The 15,032-nt window shown below is 66.6% G+C and carries 12 protein-coding genes; 9 read left to right on the plus strand and 3 right to left on the minus strand.

Annotated features, from left to right (window positions below; translation table 11 throughout):
- Positions 1-191 precede the first annotated feature (191 nt).
- The 7 genes from ACJ73U_RS36280 (at position 192) to ACJ73U_RS36310 (ending at position 7,251) form a co-directional block, all read left to right on the plus strand.
- On the plus strand, positions 192-443 hold the full coding sequence (locus tag ACJ73U_RS36280) for a hypothetical protein (RefSeq protein WP_407782277.1): 252 nt from the start codon (positions 192-194) through the stop codon (positions 441-443).
- Between the two features lie 501 nt (positions 444-944).
- The gene (locus ACJ73U_RS36285) at positions 945-1,607 is read left to right on the plus strand and encodes a hypothetical protein (RefSeq protein WP_407782278.1); all 663 of its coding nucleotides are present in this window, start codon (positions 945-947) and stop codon (positions 1,605-1,607) included.
- Positions 1,608-2,080: 473 nt separating this feature from the next.
- Complete coding sequence (locus ACJ73U_RS36290; RefSeq protein WP_407782279.1) at positions 2,081-2,350, plus strand: hypothetical protein; 270 nt, start codon at positions 2,081-2,083, stop codon at positions 2,348-2,350.
- 453 nt (positions 2,351-2,803) lie between these two features.
- Entirely contained in the window at positions 2,804-3,676 is an 873-nt protein-coding gene (locus ACJ73U_RS36295) for a hypothetical protein (protein WP_407782280.1), read from the plus strand.
- Positions 3,677-3,909: 233 nt separating this feature from the next.
- Positions 3,910-4,926 (plus strand): hypothetical protein, encoded by a 1,017-nt coding sequence (locus ACJ73U_RS36300; RefSeq protein ID WP_407782281.1) that lies wholly within the window; start codon positions 3,910-3,912, stop codon positions 4,924-4,926.
- Positions 4,927-5,512: 586 nt separating this feature from the next.
- On the plus strand, positions 5,513-5,941 hold the full coding sequence (locus ACJ73U_RS36305) for a hypothetical protein (RefSeq protein ID WP_407782282.1): 429 nt from the start codon (positions 5,513-5,515) through the stop codon (positions 5,939-5,941).
- A gap of 47 nt (positions 5,942-5,988) precedes the next feature.
- The gene (locus tag ACJ73U_RS36310; RefSeq protein ID WP_407782283.1) at positions 5,989-7,251 is read left to right on the plus strand and encodes a hypothetical protein; all 1,263 of its coding nucleotides are present in this window, start codon (positions 5,989-5,991) and stop codon (positions 7,249-7,251) included.
- 44 nt (positions 7,252-7,295) lie between these two features.
- Here ACJ73U_RS36310 and ACJ73U_RS36315 read toward each other — a convergent pair whose 3' ends face one another.
- From ACJ73U_RS36315 to ACJ73U_RS36325, 3 genes are all read right to left on the minus strand, one after another.
- A complete protein-coding gene (locus ACJ73U_RS36315; protein ID WP_407782284.1) occupies positions 7,296-8,345 on the minus strand; it encodes a PIN domain-containing protein in 1,050 nt (349 codons plus the stop codon).
- Between the two features lie 69 nt (positions 8,346-8,414).
- Positions 8,415-9,323: a hypothetical protein gene (locus ACJ73U_RS36320; RefSeq protein WP_407782285.1), complete on the minus strand. Its 909-nt coding sequence runs from the start codon at positions 9,321-9,323 to the stop codon at positions 8,415-8,417.
- On the minus strand, positions 9,320-10,468 hold the full coding sequence (locus ACJ73U_RS36325) for a hypothetical protein (RefSeq protein WP_407782286.1): 1,149 nt from the start codon (positions 10,466-10,468) through the stop codon (positions 9,320-9,322). The genes ACJ73U_RS36320 and ACJ73U_RS36325 overlap by 4 nt, the downstream gene beginning before the upstream one ends.
- A gap of 461 nt (positions 10,469-10,929) precedes the next feature.
- Between ACJ73U_RS36325 and ACJ73U_RS36330 the strand changes: the two genes are divergently transcribed.
- Both ACJ73U_RS36330 and ACJ73U_RS36335 read left to right on the plus strand, forming a co-directional pair.
- Positions 10,930-12,420, plus strand: a complete 1,491-nt coding sequence (locus tag ACJ73U_RS36330; protein WP_407782287.1) for a tyrosine-type recombinase/integrase — start codon at positions 10,930-10,932, stop codon at positions 12,418-12,420.
- Positions 12,421-12,736: 316 nt separating this feature from the next.
- Positions 12,737-15,032: tetratricopeptide repeat protein (locus ACJ73U_RS36335; RefSeq protein WP_407782288.1), on the plus strand; the 2,296-nt coding region annotated here is incomplete at its 3' end.

Here is a 15,032-nt window from a genome sequence, read left to right on the forward strand (position 1 = left end):
GACGACTCGGTTCGGGGGGGCCGGGTGATCACGAGGTAACGGGGAACCTCGGCCGCGAACACAACTCATGCGTGTTGGCGTGTCGTGGCGGGCCTGATATCGGCGGACCGTGTCGGGTGTCCTCGGTTCTCGTGATCGTCAGATCGGGAATGGGGGGACCGATGATGAATGGTGTACCGATGCTCGTGTCGATGGACCGTGTCCAGCCGCTGATGTCTCGGCAGGGCCAACCGATGGTGCCGCTGGTGAGCGCCGACATCCTGGGCATGGCCACGACTCTCATCAGCGCTGGTGTAGTGCACATGCGACGAGGGCACACGGCGCGAGCGCACTGCCACCTCGAGACCGACGTGATCGTGTTGGTGTGGAAGTCCGGCACGGCCGGCGCGCTGACGATGTACGGCGACCGGCTGGAGCATGAGATCTGGCAGCGGCCAGGTTAGGCGTTGTGGATCCCGCGCGGAGTGCCGCATGCGGCCGTGAATCCCAGTCGGGTCAAGCGGATCGTGGCGTGGGAGTTTCGATCAAGCCCCGTGCTCAGTGCAGACAACCAGCTTCTTGAGGAGCTGGAGCCGATCGTCACTGACCGGCGTGCCGGGCTGGCGGGGAGGCGTGTGCTGTCTCGTCGGTTCTGGAGCTGCGGGACGGGACGCCGTAGGGGCCGTCGTGGTGTCGGCGTCGTGCCGTCCGATATCCGCCGCGTTGGCCTTGAGCGACACGGCATTGTTTGACGAAACGGATGTGGTCGGGCATGGTGGCCATATCTGGAGCGGGGGGCTCTGGACGCGCCACATTCACTGGTATCGCGAAGCCGTGACAACGGTGAGAATCGTGAGACTGAGGTGAAGAATGGTGCTCACGATCGCAGCATTTGGGGGAATGCGATGCGACACAATTCTGTTCACACTGGACTGTCTACCCGCGTGATCGTAGGCATCTCCGTCGTGGTGATGCTGATGGCGAGCGCATGCACCGATCGGGGGGACGGCGAGTCGCTGGTGCTGCCGGGCCTGACGTCCGCGACGTCACAGGTTTCGGGAAAGGACGGCAGTCGGTCGACGATGCTCACGGCTGAGCCGAGTTCGCCCGGATCGGATGAGGACCCGGGATCGAGCGACGGCGCCGACAGTGACACCGGCGGTGACACTGGTGATGGTGAGGGGTCTGGGCCTGGTGGTGCACCGTGGGATCCGTGCCGGATCATCACCTGGGACGATCTGCCGGGCGAGCGACCCACCGATGACACGCAAGCAACACCGGAGCCGCAGGCCGCGGATCCTGAGGCCGCCTACACAGCGGCGTGTCGGTTCCGGGCGAAGACCAACGATGTCGCGGTGCTGTGGGGTCCGTCGAGCAAGGCGACGGTGGCACCGTCAGGGCAGCATGGCGAGGAACAGACGACCATCGCCGGCCGCCCGGGGTTGAAGATCGTCGACCTGTCCGAAGGGTTGACCCTGATCTGTATGGCCAAGGTGGACCTGGGCAACGGACGCGGTGTCGCGGGCGTGGGCGCGTTCGCGCGGTCGAAGGAGCAGACGACACCGGACAAGCATCCCTGTGCGGTCGCGTTGCGCCTGGCCGCCGAGATCGTGAAACGAACGGTATAAGCACCAACTTGTCTGGCACATGGCGATGTTCGTCAGGTGGACGCCGCCGACACGAGCACGCTGATTCGGAGGTAACGGATCATGCACATCCACCGCCTACTACCGAACGTGGTCGCCCTGTGCCGACACACGATCTTGCAGAATTGTTGTGATACAACGATTCTGCTGTCGACTCCCGTGTGTGTTGTCGTTGGGTCGGGCGTCGGTGGGCCGGTTTCTGATCACAGAGGGTGGTTGACGTTGGGTGGGTGTTCGGGCATTGTGGAGATGTCTGGAGTGGGGGCTTCAGACACCCCGGCATCACGCCGGGCCCGCACGCAGGCTTGGGGGAGCCATCGTGCCTCTACGAGGTATCTCATCGCTGATCAGTCGACCACGAGTCGACGCGTCATCGAGTTGATCGATGGTCCCTTTTCGGCTGGTAGCCCCGGTGTCGGGGTGTGCGGCGCAGATCGAGAACAATCGGGGGAATCATGAATCAACGGATCACAGCAGGGGTAGTCGCAGCACTGGCGATGGTCGCCGGCCTCGCGGCCGTGTCCACGACGGCAGCTGGTGTCGCCGTCGCCGACGACGGGCGCAGCGGCCAGCAGAGCGACAACCGAGAATGGTCCAGTGAGGACGCGTCAATCTTCACGGTCAACTACGGCATCAACAGCAACGACAGCCGCGAATTCGGTCGCGACTTCAGCCGTGAGTTCCTGGCACGAGACCAGGCTGCTCGGGACGCCCGCGACCAGTAGGGGCTCCGGTCAGGTAGCCGGATCGTCGACCGCACTCATCGCGTAGCGCGGCCGCTCCGGCAACACACGTCCGCCACATCTGACTACCAGCTCCCGGTCGGTGTGTGGCGGCAAACAGCGGTGGCAGGTCACCAATCCTGAGTATCCGTCGACGACTGTCTGGCCGCGCGGCAGGGTCTGGCAACGCCCCGCCCCGGTAACCCAGTCCCATCCGCCGCACCGATCTCACGCGACGCACGCTCCGGTCGAGATCGCCAGCCAGCGAGACGAAAGCTCGGAAGCGGTCATCCGCACGGGTGGCCTGCCATCGCGCTCCGCAACGATCTATCCGTCCCTATCAGACGAAGACCAGGTGGTCGGCGGCGCCACAAAGGTGCCGCCTCGATCACCCGCGCCATCCGGCAGGTCCTCGTGCACGCACACTTTGTCCGAGCCAGTATTCGGGGGGATTCCATGGCTCACAGCACCACCAGCCGCCACGTCGTGCACCGGCTACTCATCGCCACCATGCTCGGCGCACTCGCGGTGGCCGGCGCCACACAACTTGCCCACACCACATCCACCACTCCACCACCGACTGCCGCTCCGGCCGAAGCGGGCCGGTCCACATCAGATCTCACATCACCACCAGGGGCATACACCGCGGACACAGCTATCGTCGGAGCTGCCGGTTCGAGCTTCTACGCCGGTACGTCTGCACGGGCTGAGGGCATCACGATCACCGGCGCCAACCGGCTGGACGCCCGCCCGACAGTCTCCGCGACATCCGGCACACGCCTGGCCAGCGAACCCACCGTGCAGGCTCCCGGCGACCTGGTCACCGCCACCGGCATCACGGTGGCCGCGGCCGTGACCAACGGCCACAGCAGCGCGCACGCCTTCATCCGCAACGCCCGGTACGGCCACCACGACCTCGGTCCCCTCTCCGTCCACTGCCGCGACGGCGTCCCCGAAGCCCAGCGCACGGAGACCGTCCAGCTCACCCGCAACATCCAGGTCCAGTACGGACAGGCCCACGGCAACCGCATCACCGGAGCAAGCGTGATCGTCCTAGGCCAAGGGGATCGGGTGATCCGCGTTGTCACGGTCGCCACCGTCACCTGCGCCACGGCCTCCACCACGGACAAGGCACCGATCCCGCGCCCGTCACCGCAGACATCAGTTCCCGACACGCCACGGCCGGCATCGACAACCGCGGCACCATCACGCCAGGCTCGCCACGCGACCGCACCTACCAGCCCTAGCGCGCCGGAGCGGGGACTACTACTGCGTGACCTGGCACGACTGTTGTCACTCGGCCACCGACCCTCAACGGAATGGCGGTGACCGACACCATGCGACACACACGAACCACCACCGCACACGCACACCCGATCCAGCCTCGGCCCGCGACAGCCACATTTCGTTTCCGCGTGACCCAGCGCAGGATCCTGATCTCCGCGGTCGCGCTGAGCGCGCTGCTGCTCGCGTCCTGTACAGCCGATCCGCAGGCCCGCCCGTCCGGCGACGCGGACCACCGGGGCACGAGTGCCACCACTACCACGGTGCCAGTGCCGTACATGCCCGGCAGCGAGGCCGACGCTGAGGCGTATCGCGCGTTGCGCCGGCTCGATCCGTGCGCGCTGCTGCATCCGGAGGCAGGGGCCAGCGCGGTGGGCGGCACCGCTGACCAGCTGGTGCCCGGCCCAGACCCGGCCGAGTGCACCCTCGACGTGCTCCCCGAAGGCGCCAAGTCCAGCGTGGACGCCTGGACCGTGACCGCTGAAGTGGGCGTGTCGTTCGACGACAGCGACATCGAACTCGGTGGCGTGAAACCGCAGCCCATTCCCGGCGCACCCAACAACAGCTTCTACCAAGAAGAGAGCTACAGCGGCTCGGACTGCACCATCGTGCGGCCCCTCGACAATCAGTACGGCGACGGGTACGCCATCGAACTCGAGGTCCAGGCACCCATCCTCGCCGAGACGCCGTCACAACCACCGTGCGATGTCGCTATCCGCTACCTGCAGAGCACCGCGGACCGCTGGCTCCAGCCCGCGACCCGGTCCGACAAGCTCACCGAGCCGCGGCTGCCACTCGCCGAGCAGGACCCCTGCGCGGCCACCACCGCCATCGGCGACGCGCTTGGAAAGGAAGTGCGGGCGACACCGGAGGCCCTCTACACCTGCCAGATCGTCATCACCGGACCAGCCGGCGACACGACTGACCATCCCGGTGACACGGCGCCGTCAGCGGGTCGCGCGCCCTCCGACACCGCGCCCACCAAACCGACGAGACCGACACCGGGCGATCCGGCGACCGCGGAGGAGGGCGTGGAAGTCCGATTCACCATCACCGGCGACCCGGCTTCCCGAGAGCCCAGCAATGGTGTCGAGCCGGTCACCATCGCAGGACACGTCGGAAGCCTCGATCGCAGCCTCACCGACAAGTGTGTCGTCCAGATCGCCGCTACCGACACGGTCACGGTGGACACCCGAGACGGTGAGAGCGTCCAGGTCATCGGCGTCATGGCACCCAGCTGTGAGACAGCGCAGCAACTCGCCGCCACCGTCCTGGACACCGTGACCGACCGTTAACTCCAGCCACCAGAACGGCGCGGCCGTCGCGGCACAACCACAACAGCGCCGCGCCCTTGCACGCCATCTCGCAGCCCGAAGCACCGTTCCCAGACAGCACAGGAGTATCACCATGGCCACACCATCGCTCAGCGACCCGCCCGACCATCCACACGGTGCACGCCGCACCAGGCAACGCACCGCCCCGGCACCCGGCACCAGACGCCCGCCGAAGATTACGGCCCGCAGCAGGCGACCAATCGTCAGGATCGGCACGGTTCTGGGCACACTCGCGATGCTCGTCGCGCTCGCAGCCTGCTCAGGCGAGACAACAACAACCCTGCGGAAAGGACCCGGCGCGTCCACGCTCTTCGACACTCCCCGCACCCCGGGCGATGCACCATCCCCTTCGGCGCGCTCCGGCCGCGAGGATCCCCAACCTAACCCATCGGACAGCGCGGGTTCTGCGGCGCCAACCTCGCCATCCGAGAGGTCCACATCGGACCCAGGTGGGAAGCCGAGCGCGAAACCGAAGGCGATTCGGTTGGGACAACTGCATCCACCGCCAGACCAGAACGCGGTCGGCGCCCCATACGACCCCTGCACCGTGGTCACCTGGGATGATTTCCCCACAGACGTGCGTCCCCGAGCTCCCAAACCGCGCAAGCCATCCCCACGCGCACCCGAAGCAGACAGCGCCTACGACATAGCCTGCTCATGGCAGGCCAACGGGCCCATCACCATCAAGACCGACGGCACCTCCAGCGGATCCGGCATGTTCAGCGCCTGGATCGTCTGGGGCAAGACCGGGGAGATGAACCCCAATCCTCCCAACTCGACCCCGGCCACGTTCGGGCCGGCGCGGGGATCACTCGTGCCCAACACGAGTTCGCAAGGAGCCCCGATGTGCACTGGATTCGCCGCACTCACCAACGGCATTGCCGGGGTGTCCATCTTGAACAGCAAAGCACCGCAAGTAGACACCTGTGGACTCGTCACAGACCTGCTGACCCGCATCGCCTCCAAACACAAGTAACGCATACCTTCCTGCGTTGCTCATGAACGTCGTCCTTGGGGAGCACGATGGAGACCACCAGAACCACTCCCGGCGCGGAAGAGCCGGAAAACACGACTGAGGGCGTCACGACGACATCCGTCTCGCCGGCAGATGTGTCACGCATGCACGTGACGTCATGGCATGGCCAGACAGGTCTGCGGCGTGTGCTCCACATCATCGGCGGGTTGTTCGTCGTAGTCCTGTTCGTGATCGCCATCGCCCCAACAGGCGACAAGGACACCGTCGCCGATCGCGGACAGGAGGCCCCCAACACCCAACGCAACAGCGACAACTCCAGCGATCAGCAGTACGAGCCCCGCGACGAGCGCACCGCCCAGGACGCAGACTCGACGGGGCAGCAACTCGATCAGCCAGTAGCGGTACCGGGCTATCAGTGGCAGGGCTGGGACCGATACCGCGACGGGCGATGCGCATGGATCCCCACCGGCCTCCTCGACAGCCTGACCCCAGTCAGTACTCCGCGACCGACCTCGACCAGCTGCATCGTGACCCTCGGCGACGGCACAACCATCCGCATTACCTGGGGGCCACCCCAAACCCCAGCCCGTTGGACAGACGAGGGTGGCCACGACGCCCCCCGCAACACCTCAAGCGAACGGAGAACGAACATCACCGTCGCAGGGCTCGAAGCCCGCACGACGAGACCGAGCTTCGTGTTCCTCTTCTTCCCCGGCCTGTGCCGCCTCGACCTCAACACACGAAGCACTACTGGCCTCTCCATCCTCGCCTGGCAGCCCAACACGCGAGACAACCGCTGCCACACCGCAGAAACAGCAGCCACCCTCATCGCCCACGCACTCATCCCCATAGCCGGAGGCACACCGTGGAACGACACACCCCAGCAGCCAACCCTCGCTTCCCTCGCCGGCAAAGGTCCCTGTGAACTGCTGGTTAGCAGCGTCACTAAACCCAACGGCCTAGACGAACTTGATGACGCCCGCATCTCCATCAGCGACTCCGACCACACCGGCGAAGGATGCGAACTCACCCAGCCCGGGGTTCACGTACGAACCTGGCTGACGCCCATCGGCGACGCTGCCGACGTTCGTGACAACCCAACAGCGTCCCAAAAGGAGGGTCAACCACGCCGAATAGCCACACTTCCCGCACGCCAGCAGAGCAGTACAACAAGCTGTGTCATCCAAACCGTGCTTCTTTCGGACTACACGCTTGGCGTTTCCTACGACACGGAAAACGCCGCCACAGCCTGCTCATTGGCGGAGCTGATCGCAGCGACCGCAGTCCAAACAGTGCTCGACCGAAGTTAGAGCAGCTGAGGCGTCGGGCGACTAAGCCGGATTGGGTTCGGCGTTCAGCGTTCGTCGTCGACGGTGTCATGACCCCGGAGTCCGCCTCGGCTGAAGACGGATGCCCGCACGAGTTCGTCGTCCTCGAATACTGCCAGGAGGGCGAGTCGCACACTGACGTCAAGCGTCTTCTCAGCACCTGGCCCGTTGTCACTGGTGCCGCGAGGTACCTCGAGATACCGCCAGCGCACGCCCCATACCCGGTTCGTCGCGACGAGGACGTCCTCGCCGAGGCGACAGGCCAGCGTCTCGTCCTTGCGAGGCTGAGGGAACAGTTCATGATCGAGATCAATTGGCGCACTTCCGAGCTCCTGCGGCCAGGCATGCAGGTCGATCTTGAAGTTTCCGCTGGACACGCAGTTACGCACGGCCTGTTGAACAAGGTCGGTATTGATCAACTCGTCAGGCGGCAGAGGTGGATCGGCGGGACAGCTCAAACGATTCAGTAGCCGATCAACTGAGTCAAGGTAGACCAAGTTGGATGGGGCCTCAGCCTGGAGTTCCGGGAGAAGGTGCTTGCTGCCGAAGCCTCTGTCCTTCGCCACGAAGTACAGGTTCGACGGTCGACACCGCTGAGCCTCGGCTAACGTCGTTAGCCAGACGACTGTGTCGCGGCCGCCTTTGCCGGAGTCGCCGCTCACCACGGCGGGTGGGCGGCGCTCGACCTCGCGTTTGTTTCCTTCGTCGGCGGCGCCGGGCGGTGTGGGAAGGATCGTGAAGATGTTATGAAGGAGTTGCTGCCGTCGCTTGACGGCTTCGGTGAGTATCGGGAGGTTCTCACCGGGTTCTCCGCGTGCGAACTGTGGCCGGCCCACCCACCACGGCACCAGCCCCAGCAACTTGTCACGCATTCGATCAGTGATGTGATCGGCCTGCGTGACGGTGCCTAGAGCTTCATCAACGGACCGTCGGTACCAGCCCAGATACTCTTGCTCGACGATTTCGGGGATCGCCAAGGGGTGTCCTGTGAACCTCGCCACACCTCGCAGGAGGGTGAGTTTGGTGTTCTGCTCACAACCGACGGCACGAAGTTGATTGGTATCGAGGACGATCACCAACAGAGCGTAGTGCGTCGGGCGTCACACCAAGCGGTCGCGCTGCCGAGATGTGCGCCGCGGACGCGTTCACCGTGTGTATGGGTCGAGCGCGTCGAGCCCCGGCACGTCGAGGTCCGCGCCGCGGGCGGTTGGGCCCGCGCTGAGCACGGCCGTCGCGAGCCGCTTGGCGCTCTCGACGATCCGCTCGGCGTCGCGAACCAGCAGTTCGTGGCAGGTGAGAACCGTGCGGCGGAAGACCATCAGCTCCTCGTCCACGCGTCGGTGGTTGCCGTCGCGAATGGCGCGCTGGCAGTCTGCCCAGCTGGCCTGCAGCTCGGGGATCGAGGCCCAGTCGGTACGTTCGCATGAGCCGCTGACGGTGAACACCAGGTAAGACTCGGTGACGGGCTGACCGGCCCGGTGCAACCCGCCATCGCGGAAGTCGGCGATGCCCTCGCCCGCGAGCAGAGCGTAGGTGCCAGCCCCGGAGAGCGTGCCGAAGCCGCCGATCTGCAATGCGGTCCTGTCGCCGTCGAACAGCAGTTCGACTCCAGACTCGACGAGCGGCCCGAGCCCGCCGGTCGCCTCGGCGACCTTGGTCAGGAACGTGACAAACGGTGCGGCCAAGTCGGCTTCGGGCCGCGCGAACAGGCCCAGCTCGTAGCTGATGTCCCCGCCGATGTAGGGGCGGGGACCGTACAAGCGCACATCGGTGGCGACGAGCCGGTCGAGGTGCGCGCCGTCGATCCCGGCGAGCCATTCCGCCCCGTGCACCCCGGTGATCCGGCTGCGCCCGTCGGCAAGGCTGTCCAGCTCGAACGCGGTCCCGACCAGCCCGTGGAACTTCTTCGTGCCGCGCCGGGAGAACTCCAGGTGCGCGGCGTTGAGGTGGACGCTCAGATACCGCTCCCCGGCCGGCAACTCCTCGCCTTTGATGAGGCGGCGCAGTGTCCAGCTGTGCGCAGGCGAGGTGAGTAGTGCGCGCAGGCGGCTCATAGGCGGTCCAGTTTGTGTTGTTCGATCACCTGTTTGGCCCAGATCCACACTGAGTAGGAGGGGTCCTCGCCGTACGCGGTGCGGTAGGCGGCGAATCCGATCACCTTGCCTCCGCTGTCGTAGAGTGCCGCGCCCGAGTCGCCGTCGACGGTGTCGCAGTCGGTGTAGAGCTTGCTGGCGAACTCTGGCATTCGAAACAGGATGCTGGGGTCGTGGGCGCGGATCGTCGTCTCGACCGGGCCGGAGGTCACGCCGACGAAGCTGGCACCCTCGTGCGGTCGAGGCGGGAGCCCCTGCACCTGGAGGTGGCGAAGCTCGCGTACCCGCGCGAACAATGGACAGTCCGAGGTGTAGGGCACCCGCAGGACGCAGCTGTCGGTGCCCTCGTGCCGTCCAATCACGTCGGCTGCGACCCCGGCGACCTCGACCGTGTCGTCGGTGACGGCGTGGTTCGCTGCCGTGATCAGCAGCTCATGGGTGGGCGCCTCGAACAGCATGCCCGCCGTCGACGTTGTTCCACGACTCGTACGCACTGGTGCAGCGGGAATAGGACTGCTCGTTCGCACCAGCCGTGGTTGCCGGACGACGAGCACGCCGCCGGGCTGCATCCTGGCGTAGCTGAGCACCGCCCTCCGAAACAGGTCAACGAGTGCAAAGGGAACCACCGTGCGTGAGGACGGCGATAGCACACGGAGAAGATCCCCGAAGATTTGGGGAATGGGCAATCTGGGGTGGAACGAGTAGTACCCGAGCTCATCCTCAATCGCTTCCACCGCGATCTCGGGTGGGATCTCCAGTGTCAGAGGCCGCCTGGTCGTCTCGAAGTCGGGATCGAGCAGCACAAGACTGAACCGGACCGGATCACCGTGCGCCACGACCAGCGGCTCTGCCCGGTCGCCCGCGCCGAAGAGCCTCCAAGCGGTCGGCGTCCCCCACCTCGGACGCCCGAAGATGCGGTCCCCCCAACGCGACGTTTCACGCTGTCTCGGCACCGCCAGCCAGTACAACGAGCCAACGATTGACCTCGCTGTCGCCTCGTCGACCCGGAAAGCGCGGCCGATCTCTCGGCAGCTCTCCAGGAACTCGGCGCGGCCCTCATGGACGCCGGGCCCGAGTTCAGCGTCGGCGAGTTCTTCGAGATTCATGAGCCATCCGGGTCGCAGGTGTGCCGTACCCGAGAGGTCGGCCCTACCGGCCCCCACGTTACGGCGCGTCGCTAGGTCGGGACACCGAGTTCTACCTCAGCGCGGCGGCCGTGTGAACCATCTCGTTCTGCGCGCGAGACTGGTTCGTGTGAGGCAGTACCGGGCCCGTTTCGATGGGAGAACTACTCTCCGTCACCGGCAAGGTCACCCGAAGGTGGCGTCAAGCTAGCGGTCGAGGGCTCTCGAACGGGGTTCCATTGGTGGCCCCGCGGCAATAACGATGACGTGTTCGGGGCGGTGTTGATCATGGCAGACATGGCATGTCCGTGGCATGAGACCCCCGAAAATCATGAGGGTGAGGTCTCTTTCAAGGCGGCAGCGCGGGTTCGAATCCCGTTGGGAGCACCACCGCTCACCAGCGATGACTTGCCACCAGCACCGCCCGAGGCTGGTGATGTGTCATGGCCCGTGACAAGACCCCCGATCGAGTGAACCCCGGGGCTGCCCTGGTTCGACGCGGTGCCCGAGGCTCAATCAGCCGCCTGCCCAGCGGATCCCTCCGCGTCCGGGTCTACGCCGGCACCAACCCGGTCACCGGCCGCCCGCGCACTCTGACACAGACCATCCCCGATGGCCCCACCGCCCTCGACGACGCCGAAGCCGTCTGCCGCCGGCTAGTGGACCGGGTCCGCGACCAGCGGCAACCCCGTACCGACATCACCCTCAGCGAGTTGCTGGACCGCCACCTGGCCCTCGTGCACGCCAGCGACACCACCCGTCGCTCCTACCGCTACGCGGTCGCCAAGCACGTCCAACCGCTCCTGGGACACCTGGGGTTGGCCGCGATCACCCCCGAGGTGCTCGACTTCTTCTACGCCGAGCTGCGGCGCTGCCGCGACCACTGCCGCCGCCCGCAAGACGGACATCGGTGTCGGCCACTCGCCCCGCCCACCGTCCGGAAGATCCACTACCTGGTCAGCGGCGCCTACCGGCGCGCGGTGCGCTGGGGGTGGATCGACCGCAGCCCCACCCCGGACGCCGACCCGCCACCCGCCCCGCCCCCAGAGCCGCAGCCGCCCACGCCCGCGGAGGCCGCTCGCATCCTGTCCGCCGCGTGGACCGACCCCGATCTGGGGCCGCTGGTGTGGCTGGCCATGGTCACCGGCGCCCGCCGCGGCGAACTGTGCGCGCTGCGCTGGCGCCACCTCGACCTCACCCGGCGGACGGTCGTCATCCGGGCCAGCATCGCCCAGTCCGGCGTCGACACCTGGGAGAAGGACACCAAGCTGCATCAACGCCGCCACCTCGCCCTCGACCCCCACACCACCGCCCTGCTCACCGCCTACCACCAGGCCCGCCAGCACCGCGCCGCGCTGGTGGGCGCCACCCTCACCCCCGACAGCTTCGTGTTCTCCCCCCGCGCGGACGCCGCCACCTGGCGCCCACCGGCCGCGTTGGGGCGCCAGTACGGCCTGCTGGTCGCCGAGTTGGGGATCCGCACCACGCTGCACAAACTCCGGCACTACTCGGCCACCGAACTCATCACCGCCGGCGTGGACCTGCGCACTGTCGCCGGCCGACTCGGCCACGCCGGCGGCGGCCGCTCCACCCTCGCCTACTACACTGCCTGGGTCGACGAAGCCGACCAACGCGCCAGCCGGATCCTCATGCACCGGCTGCCCGTGCCCCGCGCCCCGCTGGCCACCCGGCCCGCGCCCACCTCCCGACCGGCGAGCCCGTACCAGGCCATCGCCGCCGAACTGCGCACCGCCATCCGCAACGGAACCCTGCCACCAGGCACCCCTTTGCCCACCGTCCAACAGCTCGCCGCCACCCACCACGTCGCCCCCAGCACCGCGCACCGCGCCATCGCCCTGCTCGCCCGCGAACACCGCATCACTGTCACCCGCGGTCGCCGAGGCATCGTCCAACCGGCCGCCAGCTCCAGCTGATCGCTAGGGATCCCGCCCACCCACGCCCCGGTGCTCCTGCCTGGGTTTCCACGCAGGTCCCGTAATCACTGGTATGCCTGTTGCGATGATCTACTGAATCCGTGGCTCGCTGGCCTGCAAAGCCACGCAACGTTGATCACCGGGCCGGGCCGTTTGACAGTGGCTGACCACGCGATAGAGATCCTGAATGACGGTCCTCTCGTTGTGCGGAAGGACTGTTACGCAAATAGAGCATTACTCAGCGGCCTCACTCGAATGGTCGAGCGGCAAAGGGGCTGCCCTGCGGGGGCGTAGGCGCATGGGGACAATGGCGGTCATGGTCGATGTGCCGGGTGGTCGACCCACGGGTCCCCTGCCCGATCCGCGGGGGGCTTGTTCGCTGGGTGATCTTGTGGCGTGTCTTGAGCGGACCCGGGTGTGGGCGGGTTCGCCGTCGCATCGGAAGCTGGCGAAACTGGTTACCGAGCTTCGGCGGCAGCGCGAGGCGGCCGCTGGCAGTGCCAAGGTTCCCGTGGTGCCGCACCAGACGATCAGCTATTTGTTCAAGACGGGGCGCAAAGGGCTGGATTTTGATCTTTTGTTCGATGTTCTGACTGCGTTGGAGGTGCCCCGAGAGGGTCTGAACTGGTGGGGCGAGGCGTGGACCACGGCGAACAATCCCCAAGCACCGGCTGCGGCACCACTTGACACGCGGCTGCCATCCGACGATGACGACTTCGTCGGCCGGGTTGCCGAGCTGGATCACCTCGACTCGCTCAGTGATGATGCGGGATCGCGCGGTGTCGTGGCTGTGTCGATTGGGGGCTTGGCGGGCGTCGGCAAGACGCGGCTGGCTGTTCGTGCTGCTCATCGCCTTGTGCGGAGTCGTGGGGTTGGCGATGACCCCCTGTATGTCAATCTCCAAGGTTTCGACCCACACGGTCGCCCGCCTGCCGATCCGGCTGCCGCGATGGCCGCATTGGTGGAAGTCATCAAGCCAGGTACGCGGATCCCTGAGGACCAGGAGAGCCTGGGGCGGATCTACCGCAACTTGTTGCGCGACCGCCGCGATGTCCTCGTGTTGGACAACGCGCTGGACGGCGAGCAGGTCCAGCCGTTGTTGTCGGGTATCCCCAACACGGTGGTGATCGTTACTAGCCGCGCCACCTTGGCGGGGTTGCCCGGTGTGGTGTCGTTGCCTCTTGATGTTCTCTCCGAGGATGACGCGATCGAGTTGTTGACACGGACCGTAGGGAGGGCTCCCGATGAGGTGGACCGCGGCCTGCTGGCGCGCGTGGCCAGACTCAGCGGGCGCCTGCCCCTGGCGCTGACCGTGGCGGCCGCACAGCTGCGGGCCGATCCGAACCTGGCCATCGCAGACTATGCCGACCACCGTGACGAGCTTGGGCTACACGACGAGGTGGAGTCCTCGTTGGCGCTGAGCTACGGGCGGCTCACCGTGCAGCAGCGACTGTTGTTCCGCCTGTTGGGGCTGCATCCGGGTCCTGATCTCGACGTCCATGCCTGCGCCGCGCTCGCCGGTCTTGATCTCGACACCGCCGCCAAAGGTCTTGCCATCCTGGCCGACCGTCGACTGCTGGACCGGGCCCACGCGGCTGGCTACTACAAGTTCCATGACCTCGTCCGGACCTACGCCGCGGCTCGCACCAAGCAGGAGGACCTCCCGCGGGAGCGACGCGACGCGCAGCAGCGGCTGCTTACGCACTACCAGTACACCACGGCGGTGGCCATGGACCGCATCGCGCCCTACGAAGCCCACCTACGACCATCGGTGGACGTTCCCGCAACCGCCGCCCCCGCCTTGGACAGTGCCGACGCCGCCCTCGCCTGGCTGGAGGACCAACGCCGAAACCTCGTCGCCATTGTCGATTTCGCGACAGCCAGCGGTTTCCACCGCCATGCCACGGACCTGGCCCAGATCCTCTTCCGTTACTTCGTGATCGCCGGCCACCACGCCGATGCCCACGCCGTGCACAGCGCCGCGGTGCGTTCAGCCCGAGAACTCGATGACCACCGCGCGGAAGGCACGGCACTTCGCAACCTCGGGGTGAGCTGCTGGCAGCTTGGCCAGAACGACAACGCCGTTCACTACCTGCACGAGGCGTTGGCCGTGTTCACCAGGCTGGGGGATCGGCAGAACGCCGGCCGGACCCACAACAACCTTGGCCTGGTCTACCAATGGCACGGCCAGCACGCCGAGGCTCGCGACCACCATCAACTGGCTTTCGACGAGTTCCAGGCGACCAACGACGATCTGGGCATGAGCGCGGCGCTGGGCAACCTCGCCATCGTGGACTGGAACTGGGGCCACTACGACGACGCGCTTCGACACTTCCGGCAGGATCTCGCCATCGCTCGCCGACTCGGCGACCGCGACGGCGTGGCGATCACCATCGGCAACATGGGCAACGTGCATCTGCGCCTCGGCCACCCTGCTCGCGCCCTGCACCGTCACGAACGAGCCATGAAGATCTACCGTGAGACGCGAAACCGAGCCGGCATCGCCAGCGCGCACGCCAACATCGCGGCCGTCCACGAGGCCCTCGGCGAGCATCCCAGAGCGCTCGAGCGCTATCGACAGGCCCTGGCGGACTACACCGATCTGGGGGACC

It is taken from the genome of Actinophytocola sp. (genome assembly GCF_045807065.1).
Taxonomy (GTDB): Bacteria; Actinomycetota; Actinomycetes; order Mycobacteriales; family Pseudonocardiaceae; genus Actinophytocola.

Bases quoted from the DNA above. Each gene is read 5' to 3' on its own strand.
- ACJ73U_RS36290 (WP_407782279.1), top strand. From the start codon at position 2,081: ATGAATCAACGGATCACAGCAGGGGTAGTCGCAGCACTGGCGATGGTC.
- ACJ73U_RS36295 (WP_407782280.1), top strand. From the start codon at position 2,804: ATGGCTCACAGCACCACCAGCCGCCACGTCGTGCACCGGCTACTCATC.
- ACJ73U_RS36320 (WP_407782285.1), bottom strand. From the start codon at position 9,323: ATGAGCCGCCTGCGCGCACTACTCACCTCGCCTGCGCACAGCTGGACA.
- ACJ73U_RS36280 (WP_407782277.1), top strand. From the start codon at position 192: ATGGACCGTGTCCAGCCGCTGATGTCTCGGCAGGGCCAACCGATGGTG.
- ACJ73U_RS36325 (WP_407782286.1), bottom strand. From the start codon at position 10,468: ATGAATCTCGAAGAACTCGCCGACGCTGAACTCGGGCCCGGCGTCCAT.
- ACJ73U_RS36310 (WP_407782283.1), top strand. From the start codon at position 5,989: ATGGAGACCACCAGAACCACTCCCGGCGCGGAAGAGCCGGAAAACACG.
- ACJ73U_RS36330 (WP_407782287.1), top strand. From the start codon at position 10,930: ATGGCCCGTGACAAGACCCCCGATCGAGTGAACCCCGGGGCTGCCCTG.
- ACJ73U_RS36300 (WP_407782281.1), top strand. From the start codon at position 3,910: ATGCCCGGCAGCGAGGCCGACGCTGAGGCGTATCGCGCGTTGCGCCGG.